The following is a 21,210-nucleotide window of genomic DNA, read 5'->3' as shown; positions in this document are numbered from 1 at the left end:
GTTCAGACGCTGCATCATATCCAGCGCAACTTTGGTCGAGGCCACCACATCGCGGCGTCCGTCATACCATTGGTTCTGTTTCAAACCATAGTTTTTGCCCGTTTGTGCAACAATCTGCCAGATGCCAGCGGCATTCGCAGAAGATGTTGCATGTGGGTCAAAAGCGCTCTCCACTATGGGTAGCAGTACCAGTTCCATCGGCATTTTACGTTTCTGTATCTGCTCGACAATCCAGTACATGTACGGCTCTGCCCGTAATGTTACATCGTGGAGATAGCTCTTATTTTTTAAAAACTTTGTTTTTTGTTCGCGGATCCGGGGGTTTTCCGGAATCCCCATCTTCAACTCGTCACTAATGTGATTCCAGAGATCGGTATCTTCTGCGAGGCTTGTTCCATCATCCTGCCAGCGCTGCGATAATAATTGATCTCCGTACTTTCCATTTTCACCTTGACCAGCTGAAGACAGGCTCTGTGCATGCTGGACGGGGATATTGGCGTCATTCCTTGATGCCTGACATCCTACCAGCAAGACCGAGGCGAGTAAGATCGCTTTAGCCTTCATGTGTGTGTCAATAGTTCGCTTAAAAGACGAGCAACTATACGTTAGGGGTACACACAACACAACCTTAAATATCAAAAACGGTCTTTCTTCTCGCGTAGATCAGCGAAAGTTTGCCATAACGGGGAGGAAGCAACATTAGTCCCCAAAGCCTTTTGTAAATCAGCATCTTGCGTACGGAGAAATAAATTTATATCCCGCTCAAGTGCCAGTTTTGTTGGCAAAGTAATGCGATTTTCTGCACGTAAGTCCTTAATTTGCTGATACCTTGCCAAAATTTTCGGGTCATGAGGCAGAATAGCCGCAGCAAACTTCATATTGGATAATGTGTACTCATGAGCGCAGCAAATCAAGGTGTCCGCAGGGAGTTGGTTAAGCTTTTGAAATGAATCAAACATTTGTTCTGCTGTGCCTTCAAATAATCTTCCACAGCCGCCAGAAAACATCGTGTCACCACAGAAAAGATAAGGTGAACTGAAATATGAGATATGTCCTAAAGTGTGTCCGGGTGTTGCGATGACACGGAAATCTAGCCCAAGCAGGGTAAATTCATCATTCTCAGAGACGATGTGTTTTGCCCCCTTATCCGCGGTTTCCTCTGGTCCGTAAACCGCGATATCGGGATAGTGTTGCAATAATTCGGCGACACCGCCGACATGATCGTGATGATGATGCGTGAGTAAAATGGCCACCGGTTGCCACTTGTTGACTCTGATTTTATCCAGCACCGGTTGAGCCTCGCCGGGATCGACGATCAGACAGTTTTTATCATCGTCCGTCAGTGTCCAGATGTAGTTATCCTGCAACGCGGGAATACTGGTAAGATTCATAAACACCTCTCAGGTCGTAGAAAAAGGATGATGGTAGAGCATGAAGCCAGCGAAAACACGCCAGGTTCTGACTGCGCCGCGCTCCTGGCGCGATATGCCATGGGGCGATTATTTTCGCGATGCACTCACGCAGCAGTTGCAGCCTTACCTTGGAAAGCTGTATGGCTTTCATATGCTTAAACTTGGCAGCCTCAGCGCAGAAATCAATACCCGTCAGTGTGCCATATCGCATCAGGTAAATGTGGGCATTGAGGGCGATGACTTGCAGGTGATCGCCAATACCACGCAATTACCTTTTGAAGCGAAATCGATTGATGCTTGTTTGATGGCGCATACCCTGGCATGGAGTCAGGATCCCCATCGCGTGTTACGAGAAGTGGATCGCGTCCTGATTGACGATGGTTGGATGATTATCAGCGGGTTCAACCCGTTCAGTCTGCTGGGGATCAGCAAAGGTATCCCGGGTTTGCACGCCCGTGCGCCATGGAGCGGACGCATGTTCAGCCAGGTACGCTTGCTCGACTGGCTCAGCCTGCTCAACTATGAAGTGGTCTATCGCACCCGTTTTCAAGTGGTGCCGTGGCATCGGCAGGGCGGCAAAGTAATCAGTGCGCACCTGCCCGCGCTGGGATGTCTGAACATTGTGGTGGCACGCAAACGAACATTCCCATTAACGCCCACCAAAGCGAAGAAGAGCTTAAACAAAGCGCAGGTCAGACAAACGGTGAATGCCACCCGGCAATTTCGTGCAGTGAAGGATCAGGATTCGACCTGATAGCCGACATCATCCTGCGTCGGATGACCGGCTGCGCTGCGTGCCAGTTCGTCGCAGCGCTCGTTTTCCGGGTGACCGGCGTGGCCTTTTACCCATTCCCACTTTATTTCATGGTGGCTGAGCGCGAGATCGAGCCGCTTCCAGAGATCGACATTTTTCACCGGCTTTTTATCGGCCGTTTTCCAGCCGCGCTTTTTCCAGTTATGGATCCAACTGGTGATGCCCTGGCGCACATACTGACTGTCGGTGCTGAGCACCACTTCGCAGGGCTGCGTTAGCGCCTCTAACGCCACAATCGCCGCCATCATTTCCATGCGGTTGTTGGTCGTGAGTCGATAACCGGCGCTGAACTCTTTTTCATGTGGGCCATAACGTAAAATGGCACCGTAACCGCCGGGGCCGGGATTGCCCAGGCAGGATCCATCGGTGAATATTTCTACCTGTTTGCGCATCTCTGGTAGACTTCCTTCTGACAAAACGCCAAGTCTGACATAAAACGAGTCCTATGAGCACTGCAAATAACCGCCAGATCGTCCTCGATACCGAAACCACCGGCATGAACATGATCGGTGTGCACTATGAAGGGCATCGCATCATTGAAATCGGTGCGGTTGAGGTGATTAACCGTCGCCTGACCGGCAACAACTTCCATATGTATCTCAAGCCCGATCGGCTGGTGGATCCGGAAGCTTTCGGCGTTCACGGTATTGCCGATGAGTTTCTTGCCGATAAGCCGATGTTTGCAGACATCGCCGATGAATTCCTCGAATACATCCGTGGTGCAGAGCTGGTGATCCATAACGCGTCGTTCGATATCGGCTTTATGGATTATGAGTTTGGCATGCTTAAGCGCGGTATCGGCAAAACCGACACCTTCTGTCAGGTGACAGATAGCCTGGCGATGGCGCGTAAAATGTATCCAGGCAAGCGCAATAGCCTCGATGCACTGTGTAATCGCTACGAAATCGACAACAGCAAACGTACGCTGCACGGCGCATTGCTCGATGCCGAAATTCTGGCTGAAGTGTTCCTGATGATGACGGGCGGCCAAACTTCGCTGGCTTTCTCGGCGGAAGGCGATCAGAGCAGCCAAAATACCGGCGATAACATTCAGCGCATCGTGCGTCCGAGTTCAGGATTACGCGTGGTCAACGCCAGCGATGATGAGATTATCGCACATGAAAGCCGTCTGGATTTAGTGTTGAAGAAGGGCGGAAGCTGCCTGTGGCGGGCCTGAATGGGCTGATTTTGCGTGGAAAAGCAACGTAAAGCTGAAAAAATCGGCAAACGATTCATTCCCTCAGAAAAAGCATTGACGGTTCATAAGGCTGCCATTAATATTCGCCTCGTTCTCGACGGGGAACAAAGCGCGGAGCGGTAGTTCAGTTGGTTAGAATACCTGCCTGTCACGCAGGGGGTCGCGGGTTCGAGCCCCGTCCGTTCCGCCAATCATTAAAGAAGCCGATGCAGAAATGCATCGGCTTTTTGCTTTTTCAGGCTGGCATCGGCGCCAACCTGATCACCAGATCAATCCTTCTGCACCGCCACTTCCTGACGATAGGTGCCCACTGAGACTTCACGATCGGCGCGAGCCAGCCAGCGATAGCAACCTGCACCTAATGCCACACCAATAAACCAGCTGAAGTTTGCCACGGCATGCAGTGACGGAATAAAGCTGATCACCAGGCAAATACCTACCGACGGCAGCAGTGCGGCAATCGCTTTTGGGTTAAAGCCCCCGCGATACCAGTAGCGTCCTTTTGGTGTGTCATCAAACAGGTCGTCAACGTAAACCTTGCTGCGCTTAATCAGATAGAAATCGGCCACCAAAATGCCAAACAGCGGGCCGATAAAGGAGCCCAGCACATCCAGCGTGTAATGAATCAACTCCGGTGACTGGAACAGATTCCATGGCGTCAGCAGAACAGAACCCACTGCGGCAATCATTCCACCGGTACGGAAACTGATTTTCTGCGGTGAGCAATTTGAGAAGTCGAAAGCCGGGGAAACAAAGTTCGCCACGATGTTGATGCCGATAGTGGCGATAATCATGGTGAGTAAACCAATCGCGACGGCGACATCATTGCCAACCATGCTCACGGTCTCAATGGGATCGGTAATCATGCGGCCGAACAGCGATTGGGTACCTGACACGATCACCACGGTGACAATCGAGAACAGCAGGAAGTTAAACGGCAGGCCCCAGCGGTTCCCCCGGCGGATTTCCCCCATGCTTTTACCGTAGCGAGAGAAGTCACCAAAGTTGAGTAATGGGCCAGAGAAGTAAGAGACCACTAATGCGGTGGCGGTGATCATCTGCCAGGTTTGCTCACCAGTGCTTAACTGCTTGCTGGCCAGCGTAAAGGAGATACCGTCAAAGCCGGTTTTGTATACAATCCAGCCCGCTAGCGCCACCATCACCACGTAGACAGCCGGACCCGCCACATCGATAAAGCGTTTAATCGCGCTCATGCCGTGCCAGAACACCATCGCCTGCAGGAACCACATCACGCCGAAGCAGCACCAGCCCAGTTGAGACAACCCCAGCCAGCTGCTTTGCGTCATCCCGCTTAATGAAGGGAAGAACTTCAGCAGTACCAGCATCAGCGCATTAGCCGCTAAATAGGTTTGAATGCCATACCAGGCGAAAGCGATCAGGCCGCGAATCACCGCGGGGATATTGGCACCGAACACGCCGAATGCCTGACGTGAAATCACCGCGTAAGGCACGCCCGCCATCTGGCTCGGTTTGGCGACGAGATTGGCACACAACTGTACGATGCAGATACCTACCAGCAGACAAAGCAGCACCTGCCAGCTCGCCAGTCCCAACGTAAAGAAGCTGGCGGCGACCACATAGCCACCCATGCTGTGCACATCCGACATCCAGAAAGAGAAAATGTTATACCACGACCAGTTCTGGTCGCGCGTGGGCGCCAGATCTTCATTACACAGGCGTGGACTGTAGTGGGCGTTGGCGCCAGAGGCCACCCCGGAGGTCACTTCAGAATGATTTGGCATGAAACCTGCTCCTCTAACAACATGGGAAAAATAATCACAGCGTGAAACGGTATTGCAGGATCCAGGCCAGAATTGATTTCTTGTATACAAAAAATTAATTTCACGTATACGATGTGCTGTGCACAGACACTTACCGGAGCAGGTAATGAAGAGCGAAACAGGCCAGAAAACGGCTGCCGATCTGAATGATCGCGACGAACCCATCTATCAGGCATTACTCACCGCCATTGTGGAACATCAGCTGCCACCGGGCAGCAAATTGCCAGAAGAGGCGCTATCAGAAGCTTTTGGTGTGAGCCGTACCGGCATTCGCAAGGTGCTACAACGCCTCGCGGCGGTGCAAATGATCACCTTGTCGCCCAGGCGTGGTGCACAAGTGGCCACGCCGGGCGTTGACGAGGCGCGCGATATCTTTGCCACACGCAGCTTACTCGAGTGCGCCAATTTGCCCGCGGTGCTGGCTCACGTTCAGCCACCACACCTTGCTGCCCTGAGCACACTCATTGAGGAAGAGCAGCAGGCTCACGAACAGCACGATGGTGCGGCGGCAATTCGGCTCTCTGCGGCTTTTCATATTCAGCTACAGGCGATTTCCGGTAATCAGGTGCTGACGGATATGGTGACGCGCCTGACACAGCGCTCATCATTAGTGATTGCCGCCTATGGTGCGCCCTGGCAACGCGGGTGTCGTTGCGATCATCACGATCGGCTGGTGGAGCTACTGCGGCAGAAAGATCTTCCCGCGCTCACCGCAGCCTTACAGCATCACTTCCAACACATCGTGGCCAGCCTGCATTTTGAGCGCAGCGGCGAAACCTTACCCGACTTCACCCGGTTATTTTCCGGTCACAATGGAGCCGCATCATGAGCCTGATTCAGGTGATCAACCCCAATACCAGCCTGGCGATGACAGAAACCATCGGTGCAGCCGCACGTGCGGTAGCGGCACCAGGAACTGAAATTCTGGCGGTGTGTCCGAGCCAGGGGGTGCCTTCGATTGAAGGGCACTTCGATGAAGCCATTGCGGCGATTGGCGTACTGGAACAGGTCAGGGTCGGCAAAGCACAGGGCGTGAGTGGCCACATTATTGCCTGTTTCGGCGATCCGGGATTGCTGGCCGCGCGTGAACTGGCCAGCGGTCCGGTGATCGGCATTGCGGAAGCCGCGATGCACACGGCAACGCTGGTGGCGACACGCTTTTCAATCGTCACCACGCTACCGCGTACCCTGGTGATTGCCCGCCATCTGCTGCAACAATATGGCTTTAGCCATCATTGTGCGGCGTTGCACGCTATCGATCTCCCGGTGCTGGCGCTGGAAGATGGCAGCGGTGTGGCGCAGGAAAAAGTGCGCCAGCGTTGCATTCAGGCGAAGCGAGAAGATGGCAGCGGCGCGATAGTGCTGGGCTGTGGCGGTATGGCCTCACTGGCACAGGAGCTGACGAAAGAGCTGGGTCTGCCGGTGATTGATGGCGTCAGCGCTGCGGTAAAAATGGTGGAATCACTGGTGGCGCTGGGCTTTGGTACCAGTAAACATGGCGATTTAGATTACCCGATCGAAAAACCGCTCAGCGGCGCATTTCAGCACCTAAACTAAGTGCTGGTTGAGGACTGACTAAGGAATTTACAGAATGAGCGATGTATCTGAAAAGAAAGAGTACAGCTTCAACAAAAACTACCCGCGTGACCTGATTGGTTATGCTAACCATCCGCCGCACGCACAGTGGCCGGGCAACGCGAAAGTGGCGGTGCAGTTTGTCCTCAACTATGAAGAGGGGGCAGAAAACAATGTGCTGCACGGCGATGCAGGATCTGAACAATTCCTATCCGATATCATTGGCGCCGCCAGTTACGCCGACCGCCATATGTCGATGGATTCTCTCTATGAATACGGTTCGCGCGCAGGCTTTTGGCGCATTCACAACGAGTTCCAGAAGCGCGGATTGCCATTAACGGTTTTCGGCGTGGCGATGGCGCTGGCGCGTCATCCGGAGATTGTGGACGCCATCAAAGTCGCGGATTACGACGTAGTCAGCCATGGCTGGCGCTGGATCCATTATCAGTCGATGGATGCCAAAACCGAACGTCAGCACATGCAGCAGGCGGTGGATGTACTGCGCGATCTCTTTGGTAAAGCGCCTACCGGCTGGTACACCGGCCGCGACAGCCCCAACACCCGCCGCTTAGTGGTGGAGAACGGTGGCTTCAGTTATGACAGCGATTATTACGGCGACGATCTTCCGTTCTGGACGCAGGTGACCTGCCAGGATGGCACGGTGAAACCGCATCTGATCATTCCTTATACGCTGGAATGTAACGATATGCGCTTCGCCTCGCCACAGGGTTTTAATACCGCCGAGCAGTTCTTTGTCTATCTGCGTGACACCTTTGATGTGTTGTATGAAGAGGGCGACACCGCGCCGAAGATGATGTCGATTGGCATGCACTGTCGACCGCTCGGCCGCCCGGGCAAATTCCGTTCCCTGCAGCGTTTCCTTGACCATATCCAGCAGCATGAGAATGTGTGGGGTTGTACGCGCCAGCAAATCGCTGATCACTGGATGGAGACGCACCCGGCTCCTGCTGTTTAACGACCAGCGATACTCCGCGCCGACACATTTGGCCGGTACGACATGAACTGTCGTACCGGCCCTGACCACGCGAGTTAAGTCTTACTGACGAGCGCCGGTTTACCCCGCTAGCTCATTAAACTCACCTGCGCCGCGACAATCCGCCACCCATAAGGCATGCGCACCCATGTTTGCTGCTGGCGACCAATCTTCTCCACGCCTTCACGCGTAAACTCAGTGCTGCACACCGCGTAGTCATCTCCAAAGGTGGTGATCACCGTATTACGTAGCGTGCGCGCCAATCCCTTCGATGGACGGGCAGCGCGAAATGAACGGATCTCATCAATGCCATACAGATTTTCCCCTGCGCCCAAACGCACGGTGCGATCGTCGTGCCAAAACAATTCATCCAGCACATCGACATTGTTGCTGATCAGCGCTTCTTCATAGCGGTAAAACGCAGCGGTCACCTCAGCCAGCACAGCAGGACGATCAATATGTTCAGGTGTCATGGTTACGCATCCATCAGGGTAGTTTGTGGCAGGGTCAACCCTTGCTGCTGCAGTGCCCAGGCGGCGCGCAGTGCAAGATGTTCTTTAAACGGTGCTGCGATTAACTGTAAGCCAATCGGTAATCCGCTGGCAGTTTGCAAAGGCACGGTACAGACCGGCAAGCCGAGGAAGGAAATCGGCTGCGTTAACATGCCCATACTGGCGCGCGTCGGCAAATCCTGGCCGTTAATATGAATCGTCTCTTGCCCAATGGTGGTTGCGGTGCAAGGGGTCGCCGGTGCAATCAGGACATCGAATTGTTCAAACAGCGGTAACACCTGCTGTTGGAAATGACGGCGGAAGCGCTGCGCCTGCACATACCACGCGGAAGGCAGCATCGCTCCGGCCAGCAGGCGCTCGCGAGAGTTCGGTTCGAATTGCTCGGGAATATTGCGCAAAGCGGGCAGATAGTGATTGCCGCCTTCTGAGGCGGTGAGGATAAAGGCCGCTGAACGGGCAATTTCCGCGTTGGCTAACGTGACGGCTTCGCTGGCATCCAGCGCTTGTGCCACCACTTGCACGGCGGCACGCGCTTCTTCGCTGCACCAGGTCGAAAAGAAACCACCCAGCACTGCGCTACGTATGCCTTCTGCGCCTTTTACTAATCCGTCACTGGCCGGTTCCTTCGCCTGCGCTGCCTGGAAAGCATCGCTGGCATCGTGACCTTGCAGCGCATCGTACACCAGACTCAAATCTTCCACCGAGCGAGCAAACGGACCGATATGATCGAGGCTGGCGACAAAAGGATGGCTGCCACTGCGCGATAAGCGACCAAAGGTCGGTTTGAGTCCATAGATACCGCACAACGAGGCCGGCACGCGGATCGAACCATTGGTATCGGTGCCCAGTGAGAAGTGCACTAAGCCTGACGCGACGGCCGCCGCCGAGCCGCCGGAGGAACCACCGGCCACGCGGCTCAAATCGCGCGGATTATGGGTCGGGCCATAATGGGTGTTTTCGGTGGTAAAGCCGTAAGCGTAGGCATCCATATTCAGCATGCCGGAGAGCAGTGCACCGGACTGACGCAGTCGACTCACCGCCCACGCATCTTCGCGGGCCGCTGCACGTTCACTGAATAAGCTGGCACCAGCAAGGGTGCTGTGACCGGCGACATCAAACAGGTTTTTAACCGCATAAGGAATACCCGCCAGCACAGGCAATACTTCACCGCGCTGGCGTTGCAAATCGACCTGATCCGCCTCGCGCAACATGCGCTGACCGGTGACTTCGGTCCACGCATTGAGTGCAGGATTGTGCTGTTCAATGGCGTTCAACGTCTGTTGCGCCACTTCACGGGCGCTAATATCACCTTGATTCAGCGCATGATTGAGCGCTTTGATGGATAACGATGCCAGTTTCATGGATGAAACACTCCTGCCACTTCCAGACGGTCATCCAGCGGGAAAGCCATGAGCGGTTCAGCCATGGCGGCAATGCGATTGAACTGCACCAGCAATTCAGTGCGACGTGCTTCGTCCAGCTCCAGAGCCAGAATCTGTTCCATTTGAGCGATATAAGCCGCCCAGTCCGGTTGCGAATGCATGATGGTTTCCTTTAAAAGCCGGCTGCGCTGCCGTTGCTACGTGGATCGAAGGCACCTTCCAGCATGCCGTTATTGTGTCTGACGATGGCGCCAGCGTGGCCGACGACTTCGCTGAAATCAGGCAACAGCTCAACGTCATGACCGAGTTCGCGCAACTGCTGCACCGTTTCTGCTGACATACGCGCTTCGAGTTTGAGAGAGTCAGAGGATTGTCCCCAGGTTCGCCCCAACAACCAGCGCGGTGCACTGACCGCCTGTTGAAGTGGCTGTCCCTGAATTACGTGGCGGGTAAAAATTGCTGCCTGCGTTTGTGGTTGGCCATCGCCCCCCATTGATCCGTAAACCATCGTGCGACCATCTTTCAGGCGCGCAGCCGCTGGATTTAAGGTATGGAACGGTTGTTTACCGGGTTTTAGTGCCAGCAGATGGCCCGGTTGCAGGCTAAAGGCTGCACCGCGGTTTTGCCAGGTAATGCCTGTACCCGGTAGCACGACGCCGCTGCCAAATTCGTGATAAATGCTCTGGATAAAGGAAACGGCCAGCCCGCTGCTGTCCATCACCCCCATCCATACGGTATCGCCAGGACCTCGCCCGGTTCCCCACGGCGCGGCTTGTTGGTCATTAATTTGCGTTGCCAGTGTGGAAAGATGATCGGCATCGAGCAGGTCTTGCACATTGAAGTCGATATGGCGCGGATCGGTGATGTGTTCGTCGCGCAAGGCAAAGGCTTTTTTGGTGGCCTCAACAATGCGGTGCACAGTTTGTGCCTCATCCGCCTCTGCCATGTTCAACCGGTCGGTGATGCCCAGAATGGCCAGCGACACCAAACCTTGCGTCGGAGGCGTCATATTCCAGATGTCGCCTTCGCTGTGTGCCAGATGTAGCGGCGTGCAGCGGCGCGCGTGCTGTTTCTGAAGATCTTCCAGGGTGATCGGCATACCCAGCGCGGTCATTTCACGTGCCAGATGGTGGGCCAGTTCGCCGCGATAGAAACTCTCCAGACCCTGTTCACTCAACACGCTAAGTGTATTGGCAAGCGCGGGCTGGGTAAAACGGCTACCGGCACCAGGCACGGTGCCGTCAGGCAAGAAGGTCGCAGCGAAGCCGGGTTGATCAAGCAATTCATGTTGCTTTGCGGCAGTGGCTGCAGCCTGCGATGCGGTAACAGGAATGCCATCGGCAGCATAGCGAATGGCGTCACGCAGCAAACGGGCTAACGGCAATGGCGCAGAACCCAGCTCTTCAGCCAGCGTTAACGCTTCCTGCCAGCCACTCACCGTGCCCGCCACGGTTAACGCGGCTTTGGGGCCGCGATGCGGGATGTGACTTTCGCCGTGATAGAAGTCGAGGTGGGCGAGTGAGCCTGCTGCGCCACTGGCATCGATAGCGATAGGATCGCCATTGGGCGGCACGACCAACCAAAAGCCATCGCCACCCAAGCCGTTCATGTGCGGGTAGACAACCGCGATAGTGGCCGCTGCCGCTACCATCGCTTCAATCGCGTTGCCGCCTTCGCGTAAAACCGCCAGTGCGCTTTCACTGGCGAGATGATGTGGGGTGACGGCCATGCCGAGCGGGGCCATGTTGCTCTGTATCATAGTGAACTCTTCATCATTGATTCTTTTGTAGGGGGATTGGGTTAGTGGTCGCCGTAATGGGCGTCCCTACAAATCCGTGAGGTGATCTAAGCAAGAGCTGTTCCAGTTTTGGTCGGACATCAATGTGGATCGATTTGTGCTAGCTTGTGATGAAACGAAAGTTACAGGACCAATGATGAAACAGCTTGATGAACGCCTTCGCAGTCACTATCCGCAACTGTCGCCGCAGGAGCAGCGTATTGCCGATTTTGTATTTGACCATTTTGATGACCTGATCAGCTACAACAGCGCCGAGCTGGCGCGGCTGAGCGGGGTATCGAAGGCGACAGTCAGCCGCCTGTTTAAACGTCTGGGCTATGAGAAATACAAGGACATGCGTGATGAGCTGCGTACGCTGCGTCAGAGCGGGATGCCCCTCACCGACAATCGCGATGCAGTGCAGGGCAATACCTTACTGTCGCGTCATTACAAGCAGGAGATGGCCAACCTGACGCAGTGGGTGAACAGCATCGACCCGCAGCAGTTTGGCGAAGTGATTCAGGCGCTGGGTGCTGCAAAGCGGGTGTTTATTATCGGCATGCGTAACGCCTATCCGGTGGCATTGCACCTGCGTCAGCAGCTGATGCAGGCGCGTCCGCAGGTACATGTGTTACCACAACCCGGCCAGACGCTGGGCGAGGAGCTGGTGGATATCACAGCGGAAGATATTGTGGTCGTGATGGCCTTCCGCCGCCGTCCACGGATCATCCGCCCGCTGATGCAGCAGCTACAGCAGAGCAACATCCCGGTGCTGGCGCTGTGCGAGCCGCAGGCACAGGGCATTATCACCCTGGCACACTGGCAGCTATGCGCGCCGCTCGATAGCGTCTCCGCCTTTGATAGCTATGCCTCGGCGATGAGTCTGATCAACCTGCTGGCAAATGCACTGCTGCATGAAATGCTGTCGCAAGGCCGTCAGCGTATTCATCAAATTGCCGATCTTTATCAGCACCTGGATGAACTGGAACACCGATAGTGGGCACCACTTTGGTGCTTTGCACCTTTTTTGATCGGGTTTTAATACGGGCGTAATGCCCGTTTTTATCGCCTTAAACTCCGTGTTTATTCGTTTTTCTTCCCTTTGCGCCCCACACCCTGCGGTTGGCACATTAGTTGCAAATCGTTTTATCAAGAATCTTTTGTTTCACGATAAACTCACCGGGGTGCATAATGAAAAAAGTTTTACTGGCAGTCGCAGGCGCAGCATTGCTGATGGCTCAGGTCGGCAGTGCGATGGCCGATCAGCTACAAGACATTCAGAAGCGTGGCGTCATCCGTGTTGCGGTACCGCAGGACTTCCCGCCGTTTGGTTCGGTAGGGACTGATTTACAGCCACAAGGCTATGACATCGACATGGCGAAGTACCTGGCGAAGCAGATGAAACTGAAGTTGCAGCTGGTGCCGGTCTCCAGCGCCAACCGCGTGCCTTATCTGCAAACCGATAAAGTGGATCTGGTGATTTCCAGCATGGGCAAAAACGCCGAACGCGAGAAAGTGATCGATTTCAGCCGTGCTTACGCGCCGTTCTTCCTTGGGGTGTTTGGCCCGAAAGGTGAGCCACTAAAAGATGCGGCAGCATTGAGCGGTAAATCAATTGGTGTGACGCGCGGTGCAGTGGAGGACATGGTGCTGAGCGATGTGGCGCCAAAAGATGCACAGGTGAAGCGTTATGAAGATAACAACACCACGCTGTCAGCTTACCTGTCAGGTCAGGTGCAGTATGTCGCGACCGGTAACCTCGTGGTGGCTGCCATTGCACGCCAGAACGCAGAAAAAGCGCCGGTGCCGCAGTTCATGCTGAAAGATTCACCGTGCTTTATCGGCCTGAAGAAAGATGAGCCAGCGCTGAAAGGTAAAGTGAACGCGTTGATTGAGCAGGGCATCAAAGACGGTACGCTGAACAAGCTGTCAGAAGAGTGGCTGAAAGCCCCACTGCCAGCCAACCTCGGCGCATAACGCAATGATTGGGCAACTCAATTTTGCAGATCTCTGGCCGCACTGGCCAGAGTTACTGGCAGGGCTGTGGGTCACGATTCAGATAACGGTTCTCGCCACCGTCGGCGGGGTGAGCCTGGGGATTCTCGGCGCGGCACTGCGCAGTGGCAAACCGAGCTGGGCGAGTCGCATCTGGGGCGTTTATGTCGAACTGATCCGTAATACGCCATTCGTGGTACAGCTGTTTTTTATCGTCTTTGGTTTGCCCAATCTTGGTCTGAAACTGACGGCGGGCGAAGCAGCGCTGCTGGCGATGTTGATTAACCTTGGCGCGTACAGCACTGAAATTATCCGCGCCGGAATTCAGGTGACGCCGAAAGGGCAGTGGGAAGCGGGCCGTGTGCTGGGCTTGACCCGCACGCAGACTTTTATCCGCGTGGTTCTGCCGCCGTCGCTGCAACGTATTTATCCGGCGCTAGTCAGCCAATGCATCATTGTGATGCTGGGTTCATCGGTGGTGTCGCAGGTGTCGTACGAAGAGTTGACCTTCGCCGCCAACCTGATTCAGTCACGCACTTTCTTGAGTTTTGAAGTCTATCTGGTGACCACGTTGATCTACCTGGCGTTGTCGATTGCCATGCGACAGCTGCTGCTGGCGCTGGGGCGTAAATGGTTTGGAGCGCAGCCCGCATGACAACCTTTACTGACTGGGACATCCTGCGCAACCTGCTGCTGGCGGCGCGCTGGACGATTTTACTGTCGCTGGTGGCCTTCTTTGGCGGCACGCTAGTGACCTTACCGCTGCTGTTTTTACGCCTGCTGAAGCGCCCATGGTTGACGCGCTTGATTCGCTGCTACACCGAACTGTTTCAGGGCACGCCGTTGTTGATGCAGCTGTTCCTCGCCTTCTTTGGCGTCGGGCTGTTTGGCATTGATGTGGCGCCCTGGACCGCCGCTTCGCTGGCATTAACTTTCTACACCAGCGCATTTTTGGTGGATATCTGGCACGGCAGTATTCGTGCGCTGCCGAAAGGCCAGTGGGAAGCATCGCGTTGCCTCGGCCTGACTTTTGGTCAAACGCTGTTTCGCGTGGTGGCACCGCAGGCGATTCGCATCGCCATCGCGCCGACCGTAGGCTTTGCCGTTCAGGTGATTAAAGGCACCGCGCTGGCCTCGATTATCGGTTTCGTCGAGCTGACGAAAGCCGGCACTATTTTGAACAATGTGACGTATCAGCCCTTTAAGGTATTTGGCCTGGTGGCGCTGGGTTACTTCCTGATGTGTTATCCGCTGTCGCGTTACAGCCAGTACCTGGAGAAAAAATTCAATGCCGCTCATCACCATTAATCAGGTCCAGAAGTACTACGGCGACAACCACGTCCTGAAAGGTGTCGATCTGGATATCGACAACGGCGAGGTGATTTCGATCATCGGCCGCAGCGGCTCGGGCAAAAGTACCTTGCTGCGCTGCATGAACGGGCTGGAAGGCTACCAGGAAGGCAGCATCAAACTCGGCGGTATGACGATCACCGACCGTGAATCCCAGGCGCGTGAAATCAGCCGCTCGGTGGGCATGGTGTTCCAGAACTTCAACCTGTTCCCGCACATGACCGAGCTGGAAAACGTGATGATTGAGCCGCGCCGGGTACTGAAGAAGAGCGAAGCCGAATGTCGCGAGCTGGCGACGCAGATGCTGGAAAAGGTCGGCCTTGGCGAACGCATCAACTACTACCCGGCCAATTTATCCGGTGGACAACAACAGCGTGTGGCGATTGCCCGTGCGCTGGCAATGCAGCCGAAAGTATTACTCTGTGACGAGATCACCTCAGCGCTCGATCCTGAACTGGTGGGTGAAGTGCTGAAGGTGCTGGAACAGCTGGCTGCCGAGGGCATGACCTTGATCCTCGTTACCCATGAAATGAACTTCGCCCGTGATGTGGGCGATCGCGTGGTGTTTATGCATCAGGGCCGCGTCTGGGAGCAGGGTGACAGCAAAACGCTGTTTGCCAACCCGCAGACCGCCGAGCTTAAACAGTTTATCTCCACCGTCCGTCTTTAAGTCTTCAAAAGGAATAGCACATGGATATCAGTCAGTTTTCGCAAATAAATCCACCACAACGCCTGCTGATGGGCCCTGGTCCTATCAACGCCGATCCGCGTGTCCTGCGCGCCATGTCGAGCCAGCTGCTGGGTCAGTACGATCCGGCGATGGCGCACTACATGAATGAAGTGATGGCGCTGTATCGTGGTGTATTTCGTACCGAAAACCGCTGGACCATGTTGATTGACGGCACCTCGCGCGCCGGTATCGAAGCGATTCTGCTCTCGGCTATCCGTCCGGGCGACAAAGTGCTGGTGCCGGTGTTTGGCCGCTTTGGCCATCTGCTGTGTGAGATTGCCCGCCGCTGCCGCGCCGAAGTGCACACTATTGAAGTGCCGTGGGGCGAAGTGTTCACCCCCGATCAAATTGAAGACGCGATCAAAAAAGTGCAGCCGCGCCTGCTGCTGACGGTGCAGGGTGATACTTCCACCACCATGCTGCAGCCGTTGGAACAACTCGGCGCCATCTGCCAGAAATATGGCGTGCTGTTCTATACCGATGCCACAGCTTCACTGGGCGGTAACGTGCTGGAAACCGATGCCTGGGGACTGGATGCGGTCTCTGCCGGTATGCAGAAGTGCCTTGGCGGTCCGTCGGGTACTTCTCCGATCACCCTCAGCCCGCAGATGGAAGCGGTGATCCGCAAACGTAAGTGTGTGGAAGAGGGCATCCGTACTGCGGATCATCAGGATGGCGATGAGGAGATGATTTACTCCAACTATTTCGATCTCGGCATGATCATGGATTACTGGGGGCCGGAACGTCTGAACCACCATACCGAAGCCACTACCGCGCTGTTTGGTGCACGTGAGTGCGCGCGTTTGATGATGCAGGAAGGGCTGGATAACGGCATTGCACGTCATAAGTTGCACGGCGAGGCGATGCTGAAAGGCATTCAGGGCATGGGCCTCGAAACCTTTGGCGACCTGAAACACAAAATGAACAACGTGCTCGGTGTGGTGATCCCGCAGGGCGTGAATGGCGACCAGGTGCGCAAATTGGTGCTGGAAGATTTTGGTATTGAGATCGGCACCTCGTTTGGCCCGCTACACGGCAAAGTGTGGCGCATCGGCACCATGGGCTACAACGCGCGCAAAGATTGCGTGATGCAAACCCTGAGCGCGCTGGAAGCGGTATTGAACCATGTGGGTTACCGTTCGACACAAGGCGCGGCCATGCAGGCGGCGTGGGATCATTACGGGAGCCACGCATGAGCAAAAGCCTGATGACCGCCAGCGAGGCGCAGTCCGCCGCTGCCCGCGTCATGGCACGCTGCGATGCCCTGGCTGAAATCAGTGAAAGTGAGGATGGTCTGACGCGTGTCTATCTCTCGCCTGAACAGGTCCGCGCCAACGCCCGCGTGGCAGAATGGATGCAGGCGGCCGGCATGACCACCTGGCAAGATGCTGTGGGCAATATCTGTGGTCGTTATGAGTCTGCTGAACCCGGCGCGCAGGCGCTGCTGTTGGGCTCTCATCTGGACACGGTGCGCAATGCCGGGCGCTATGACGGCATGCTGGGTGTGCTGAGTGCTATTGAAACCGTACAGTGGCTGCACGATCGTCAGCTGCGCTTACCGCTGGCGATTGAGATTGTCGGGTTCGGCGATGAAGAGGGCACGCGCTTTGGCATCACGCTGTTGGGCAGCCGGGGTATTACCGGCACATGGCCCGAGAGTTGGGTAACGCATCCGGATGGAAACGGTATAACTGTGGCGGAAGCGATGCAGGATCTCGGTCTGGACGCTGCCAACATTTTGCAGGCAGCACGCGACGTCAACGACATTGCGGCTTACCTTGAACTGCACATAGAACAAGGGCCGTGTCTGGAACAGGAAGATTTGGCGCTTGGCGTGGTGACCGCGATTAACGGCGCGCGTCGTTTGAATTGCAGCTTTATCGGTGAAGCGGGCCACGCTGGCACGGTGCCGATGACCCATCGTAAAGACGCACTGGCCGCCGCCGCCGAGTGGATGGTGTTTGTTGAGCACACCACTGCCGAGCAAGATCCACAACTGGTGGCCACGGTCGGCACCCTGAGCTGTTTGCCGGGCGCCGTGAATGTTATCCCCGGTGAAGTGCAGTTTTCACTGGATGTGCGTGGGCCGCAGGATGAGCCGCTGGAGCGCCTGTTGTCCGCGCTGCTGACACAAGCCGAAGCGATTGCCTTGCGGCGTGGACTGACTTTTACCGCTAGCGAGTATTACCGTATTGCGGCAACCGCCTGTGATGCACGTTTGCAACAGGCGCTGAGCCACGCGGTGGAAACCGTACAGGGCCGCAGCGTTTCTTTGCCAAGCGGCGCAGGGCACGACGCGATTGCGATCGCCGATCGCTGGCCAGTGGGTATGCTGTTCGTGCGCAACTATCGCGGTATTAGCCATCATCCAGCCGAGTCCGTGCAGGTAGCAGATGTGGCATTGGGCGTGCAGGCTTATCTGCAAGCGGTCAACGATCTGACACAGGCTTAAGGAGCCGTTGCATGGAGTTAGCGGTGTTTAACGATGCCACGCCCAATGAGGCACACACAGCGATAGCCCACTGCGTGGCAATTCCTGACTGGCAGCAGGCGCTGGTGGCCGCACGGCCTTTTGCGGATGTGGAAGCGCTCTATACGACCGCTGAAACACTGGCAAAGCGCTGGCAAGGTGCCGAACTGGAACAAGCATTACGCGCTCACCCCCGTATTGGTGAAAAAGCCGCGGGCGCGGGCAAAGAGGCAGTATTGTCACGCAATGAGCAGTCGGCGATGCAGCAGGCCGATGGCGCGCTGCAATTTGCCATGCTGGCGGGCAATCAATCCTATGAACAGCGCTTCAACCGGGTGTTTTTGATTCGTGCCAAAGGGCGGAGTGGCGAGGAGATGCTGGCGGAATTGCAGCGCAGGCTCAACAATGATGCAGAGACAGAGCAGCAGGAAGCGCTGACGCAACTGCGTGAAATCACCCTGTTACGGCTTAAGGAGAGCATTGTATGAGCACCATTACCACTCACATTCTGGATACCGCGCTGGGTAAACCCGCTATCGGCGTGGCCATATCCCTGGAGCAGAACAGCCCGGAAGGCTGGTTGCCGATGGCGGAGGGGGAAACCGATAGCGATGGCCGTATTAAGGATTTAACGCCCGAGCCGTTAACACCAGGCCATTATCGATTGACCGCAGAGATCGGTGACTATTTCGCTGCTGACGGACGCGATGCGCTGTACGTCAGTGCACAGATTGATTTTGTGATTGGTTCGGCGGGCAGCCATTATCATCTGCCGTTTCTGATCTCACCGTGGTCGTGGTCAACCTATCGCGGCAGCTAATTTTGTCACGGCCACCCTAAATGGCGACCCTGCAACACTCCAGTGACTGCAGGGTGCGCATTTAGGGACAACTGGCTGCAAACGACACCTGTTTTAGTGACGAAATTATGCGCAGCTGACGATAAAACCCTACTTTTTGTGCGTCATGTCACACGCTGCGCTTGAAAGACAGTAACTATCAAAACCTTCGGTTCATCCAAATATATTCTTTCACAAGGTACGGTTATCTTTACCGGACAATGTGAAGCAAACGGAGCCGAAAAATGAGCACGCACGACAATAACGATAATGCAGCAGCGTCAGGTAAGTGCCCCTTTCATCACGGGGCGTCTGAAGAAAAAAGCGTACTGGCACGTGGCGCGGGGAGCGGAACAACCAACCGCGACTGGTGGCCAAATATGTTACGTGTCGACCTGTTAAATCAGCACTCCAACCGTTCCAATCCCCTCAGTGAAAACTTCAACTACCGCGATGAGTTCAGCAAGCTGGATTACCCGGCGTTAAAAGCGGATATCCGCGCTATTCTGACCGACTCTCAATCCTGGTGGCCAGCCGACTGGGGCAGCTATATTGGGCTGTTCATCCGCATGGCGTGGCACAGTGCCGGTACTTACCGCACCGTGGATGGTCGTGGCGGTTCCGGTCGTGGGCAGCAGCGTTTCGCGCCGCTTAACTCCTGGCCAGACAACGTTAGCCTCGATAAAGCACGTCGCCTGCTGTGGCCGGTAAAACAGAAATACGGTCAGAAAATTTCCTGGGCCGACCTCTATATTCTGGCGGGTAACGTCTCGCTGGAAAATGCCGGCTTCCGCACCTTTGGTTTTGGTGCCGGACGTGAAGACGTGTGGGAACCGGATCTGGATGTGGATTGGGGTAACGAAACTGAATGGCTGGCGCATCGCCACCCAGAAAGTCTTGCCAATGCGCCGGTGGGTGCCACCGAAATGGGCCTGATCTACGTCAACCCGGAAGGCCCGGAAGCCAGCGGCGATCCGAAATCAGCGGCACCAGCGATTCGCGCCACCTTCGGCAATATGGGCATGAACGATGAAGAGATCGTCGCGCTGATTGCCGGTGGTCATACATTGGGTAAAACCCACGGTGCGGCTGCCGCCAGCCACGTGGGTGTTGATCCAGAAGCCTCGCCAATTGAAGCGCAGGGCCTCGGCTGGAGCAGCAGCTACGGCAGCGGTGCCGGTGCGGATGCGATTACCTCCGGTCTGGAAGTGGTGTGGACGCAGACGCCTACCCAGTGGAGCAACTACTTCTTCGAGAACCTGTTCAAATACGAATGGGTACAGACACACAGCCCAGCAGGCGCGATCCAGTTCGAAGCGGTGGATGTGGAAGCGATCATTCCAGACCCGTTCGATCCCGAGAAAAAGCGCAAGCCCACCATGCTGGTGACCGATCTGACGCTGCGTTTTGACGAAGAGTTCGGCAAGATCTCCCGCCGTTTCCTCAACGATCCACAGGCGTTCAATGAAGCCTTTGCCCGTGCCTGGTTCAAACTGACCCACCGCGATATGGGGCCAAAAGCGCGTTACATCGGCCCGGAAGTGCCAAAAGAAGATCTGATCTGGCAGGACCCGTTGCCTGCCGCGATCCACCAGCCAACCGTTGATGAGATCACCGATCTGAAAGCGAAGATTGCTGCTTCCGGTCTCAGCGCCAGCCAACTGGTCTCTGCTGCCTGGGCATCTGCTTCCACTTTCCGTGGCGGTGACAAACGTGGCGGGGCCAACGGTGCACGTCTGGCACTGGCACCGCAAAACGGTTGGGCGGTGAACGCCAGCGTGATTCACGATGTGCTGCCAACCCTGCAAAAAATTCAGCAGGAGTCTGGTAAAGCGTCGCTGGCGGATGTGATCGTTCTGGCCGGCAGCGTGGGTATTGAAATGGCTGCGGCAGCAGCAGGCGTGGCGGTGCAAGTGCCCTTTACGCCAGGCCGTGTCGATGCGCGTCAGGACCAAACTGAGGTGGAGTCATTTGACGTGCTGCAACCGCTCGCCGATGGTTTCCGTAACTATCGCCGTATTGCGGGTGGCTCATCGACTGAAACCCTGCTGCTGGATAAAGCACAGCAGCTGACGCTGAGCGCACCGGAATTAACCGTGCTGCTGGGCGGTTTGCGTGTGCTGGGCACCAACTTCGACGGCGGTCAGCATGGCGTGTTCACCGATCGTGTTGGCGTATTGAGCAATGACTTCTTCGTCAACCTGCTGGATATGCGCACCGCATGGCGCGCCACCGATGAGAGCGCCGAGCTGTTCGAAGGCCGCGATCGTGTCAGCGGTGAAGTGAAATACAGCGCCACCCGTGCCGATCTGGTGTTTGGTTCCAATGCTATCCTGCGCGCACTGGCTGAAGTCTATGCCA

At 55.6% G+C, this 21,210-nt stretch carries 23 protein-coding genes and 1 tRNA gene; 16 read left to right on the top strand and 8 right to left on the bottom strand.

The features are described 5' to 3' along the window. Both RT340_RS13305 and gloB read right to left on the bottom strand, forming a co-directional pair. Nucleotides 1-564, bottom strand: a 564-nt coding sequence (locus RT340_RS13305; protein ID WP_313376451.1) for a transglycosylase SLT domain-containing protein, incomplete at its 3' end; no start/stop codon positions are given. Between the two features lie 71 nt (nucleotides 565-635). Next, complete coding sequence (gloB, locus tag RT340_RS13300; protein WP_211727991.1) at nucleotides 636-1,391, bottom strand: hydroxyacylglutathione hydrolase; 756 nt, start codon at nucleotides 1,389-1,391, stop codon at nucleotides 636-638. 40 nt (nucleotides 1,392-1,431) lie between these two features. Here gloB and RT340_RS13295 point away from each other — a divergent pair, with 40 nt between their 5' ends. Beyond that, complete coding sequence (locus tag RT340_RS13295) at nucleotides 1,432-2,166, top strand: class I SAM-dependent methyltransferase (RefSeq protein ID WP_097117577.1); 735 nt, start codon at nucleotides 1,432-1,434, stop codon at nucleotides 2,164-2,166. On the opposite strand, the gene rnhA is transcribed toward RT340_RS13295, so the two are convergent. After that, on the bottom strand, nucleotides 2,151-2,618 hold the full coding sequence (rnhA, locus tag RT340_RS13290; RefSeq protein ID WP_034825410.1) for a ribonuclease HI: 468 nt from the start codon (nucleotides 2,616-2,618) through the stop codon (nucleotides 2,151-2,153). The two genes, RT340_RS13295 and rnhA, sit on opposite strands and share 16 nt — an antisense overlap. A 53-nt stretch (nucleotides 2,619-2,671) precedes the next feature. Here rnhA and dnaQ point away from each other — a divergent pair, with 53 nt between their 5' ends. Together dnaQ and RT340_RS13280 are read left to right on the top strand one after the other, a co-directional pair. Further along, nucleotides 2,672-3,403 carry a DNA polymerase III subunit epsilon gene (dnaQ, locus tag RT340_RS13285; protein ID WP_034825408.1) on the top strand — a complete coding sequence of 244 codons (732 nt, stop codon included), beginning with the start codon at nucleotides 2,672-2,674 and terminating at the stop codon, nucleotides 3,401-3,403. A 134-nt stretch (nucleotides 3,404-3,537) separates the two neighbouring features. After that, a tRNA-Asp gene (locus RT340_RS13280) sits at nucleotides 3,538-3,614 on the top strand. A gap of 79 nt (nucleotides 3,615-3,693) precedes the next feature. Here the strand turns inward: RT340_RS13280 and RT340_RS13275 are convergent. After that, on the bottom strand, nucleotides 3,694-5,187 hold the full coding sequence (locus RT340_RS13275; protein ID WP_034825407.1) for an NCS1 family nucleobase:cation symporter-1: 1,494 nt from the start codon (nucleotides 5,185-5,187) through the stop codon (nucleotides 3,694-3,696). Between the two features lie 145 nt (nucleotides 5,188-5,332). Between RT340_RS13275 and RT340_RS13270 the strand changes: the two genes are divergently transcribed. Genes RT340_RS13270 through puuE form a run of 3 tightly spaced genes read left to right on the top strand, consistent with a single transcriptional unit; the run spans nucleotide 5,333 to nucleotide 7,777 of the window. Continuing rightward, complete coding sequence (locus RT340_RS13270) at nucleotides 5,333-6,055, top strand: GntR family transcriptional regulator (protein ID WP_097117574.1); 723 nt, start codon at nucleotides 5,333-5,335, stop codon at nucleotides 6,053-6,055. After that, a complete protein-coding gene (hpxA, locus tag RT340_RS13265) occupies nucleotides 6,052-6,783 on the top strand; it encodes an allantoin racemase (protein ID WP_097117573.1) in 732 nt (243 codons plus the stop codon). The genes RT340_RS13270 and hpxA overlap by 4 nt, the downstream gene beginning before the upstream one ends. A 34-nt stretch (nucleotides 6,784-6,817) precedes the next feature. Beyond that, a complete protein-coding gene (gene puuE, locus RT340_RS13260; RefSeq protein ID WP_313376446.1) occupies nucleotides 6,818-7,777 on the top strand; it encodes an allantoinase PuuE in 960 nt (319 codons plus the stop codon). A 107-nt stretch (nucleotides 7,778-7,884) separates the two neighbouring features. Here puuE and hpxZ read toward each other — a convergent pair whose 3' ends face one another. The 4 genes from hpxZ to RT340_RS13240 are packed head-to-tail and all read right to left on the bottom strand — an operon-like array spanning nucleotide 7,885 to nucleotide 11,448. Further along, nucleotides 7,885-8,268 carry an oxalurate catabolism protein HpxZ gene (hpxZ, locus tag RT340_RS13255; protein ID WP_097117571.1) on the bottom strand — a complete coding sequence of 128 codons (384 nt, stop codon included), beginning with the start codon at nucleotides 8,266-8,268 and terminating at the stop codon, nucleotides 7,885-7,887. Nucleotides 8,269-8,270: 2 nt separating this feature from the next. Then, complete coding sequence (locus RT340_RS13250) at nucleotides 8,271-9,668, bottom strand: AtzE family amidohydrolase (RefSeq protein ID WP_211727992.1); 1,398 nt, start codon at nucleotides 9,666-9,668, stop codon at nucleotides 8,271-8,273. Then, nucleotides 9,665-9,850, bottom strand: coding sequence for an oxalurate catabolism protein HpxX (gene hpxX / locus RT340_RS13245; RefSeq protein WP_211727993.1), 186 nt, complete (start codon nucleotides 9,848-9,850; stop codon nucleotides 9,665-9,667). The genes RT340_RS13250 and hpxX overlap by 4 nt, the downstream gene beginning before the upstream one ends. Before the next feature lie 11 nt (nucleotides 9,851-9,861). Beyond that, nucleotides 9,862-11,448, bottom strand: coding sequence for a gamma-glutamyltransferase family protein (locus tag RT340_RS13240; RefSeq protein ID WP_097117569.1), 1,587 nt, complete (start codon nucleotides 11,446-11,448; stop codon nucleotides 9,862-9,864). Nucleotides 11,449-11,623: 175 nt separating this feature from the next. On the opposite strand from RT340_RS13240, the gene hpxU reads away from it, so the two are divergent. The 10 genes from hpxU to katG all read left to right on the top strand — a co-directional run. Beyond that, a complete protein-coding gene (gene hpxU / locus RT340_RS13235; protein ID WP_097117568.1) occupies nucleotides 11,624-12,463 on the top strand; it encodes a MurR/RpiR family transcriptional regulator HpxU in 840 nt (279 codons plus the stop codon). A 194-nt stretch (nucleotides 12,464-12,657) separates the two neighbouring features. Next, a complete protein-coding gene (locus RT340_RS13230) occupies nucleotides 12,658-13,443 on the top strand; it encodes a transporter substrate-binding domain-containing protein (protein ID WP_097117567.1) in 786 nt (261 codons plus the stop codon). 4 nt (nucleotides 13,444-13,447) lie between these two features. Continuing rightward, nucleotides 13,448-14,116 (top strand): amino acid ABC transporter permease, encoded by a 669-nt coding sequence (locus tag RT340_RS13225; RefSeq protein ID WP_038648825.1) that lies wholly within the window; start codon nucleotides 13,448-13,450, stop codon nucleotides 14,114-14,116. Then, a complete protein-coding gene (locus RT340_RS13220; RefSeq protein WP_058961561.1) occupies nucleotides 14,113-14,769 on the top strand; it encodes an amino acid ABC transporter permease in 657 nt (218 codons plus the stop codon). The genes RT340_RS13225 and RT340_RS13220 overlap by 4 nt, the downstream gene beginning before the upstream one ends. Then, on the top strand, nucleotides 14,750-15,481 hold the full coding sequence (locus RT340_RS13215; protein WP_313376441.1) for an amino acid ABC transporter ATP-binding protein: 732 nt from the start codon (nucleotides 14,750-14,752) through the stop codon (nucleotides 15,479-15,481). Before RT340_RS13220 ends, RT340_RS13215 begins: the two co-directional genes overlap by 20 nt. A gap of 20 nt (nucleotides 15,482-15,501) precedes the next feature. Continuing rightward, nucleotides 15,502-16,737, top strand: a complete 1,236-nt coding sequence (locus RT340_RS13210; protein ID WP_313376439.1) for an alanine--glyoxylate aminotransferase family protein — start codon at nucleotides 15,502-15,504, stop codon at nucleotides 16,735-16,737. Beyond that, complete coding sequence (gene hpxK, locus RT340_RS13205) at nucleotides 16,734-17,993, top strand: allantoate amidohydrolase (RefSeq protein ID WP_211727997.1); 1,260 nt, start codon at nucleotides 16,734-16,736, stop codon at nucleotides 17,991-17,993. The genes RT340_RS13210 and hpxK overlap by 4 nt, the downstream gene beginning before the upstream one ends. Nucleotides 17,994-18,004: 11 nt before the next feature. Further along, nucleotides 18,005-18,499: a 2-oxo-4-hydroxy-4-carboxy-5-ureidoimidazoline decarboxylase gene (gene uraD, locus RT340_RS13200; protein WP_313376437.1), complete on the top strand. Its 495-nt coding sequence runs from the start codon at nucleotides 18,005-18,007 to the stop codon at nucleotides 18,497-18,499. After that, nucleotides 18,496-18,831, top strand: coding sequence for a hydroxyisourate hydrolase (gene uraH / locus RT340_RS13195; RefSeq protein WP_160867986.1), 336 nt, complete (start codon nucleotides 18,496-18,498; stop codon nucleotides 18,829-18,831). Before uraD ends, uraH begins: the two co-directional genes overlap by 4 nt. Before the next feature lie 263 nt (nucleotides 18,832-19,094). Continuing rightward, nucleotides 19,095-21,210, top strand: a 2,116-nt coding sequence (gene katG / locus RT340_RS13190) for a catalase/peroxidase HPI (RefSeq protein WP_313376433.1), incomplete at its 3' end; no start/stop codon positions are given.

The organism is Pantoea sp. CTOTU50773 (assembly GCF_032082325.1).
In the GTDB taxonomy this organism is placed as follows: Bacteria; Pseudomonadota; Gammaproteobacteria; order Enterobacterales; family Enterobacteriaceae; genus Pantoea; species Pantoea communis.
This window is presented reverse-complemented; position numbering and strand designations above follow the sequence as displayed.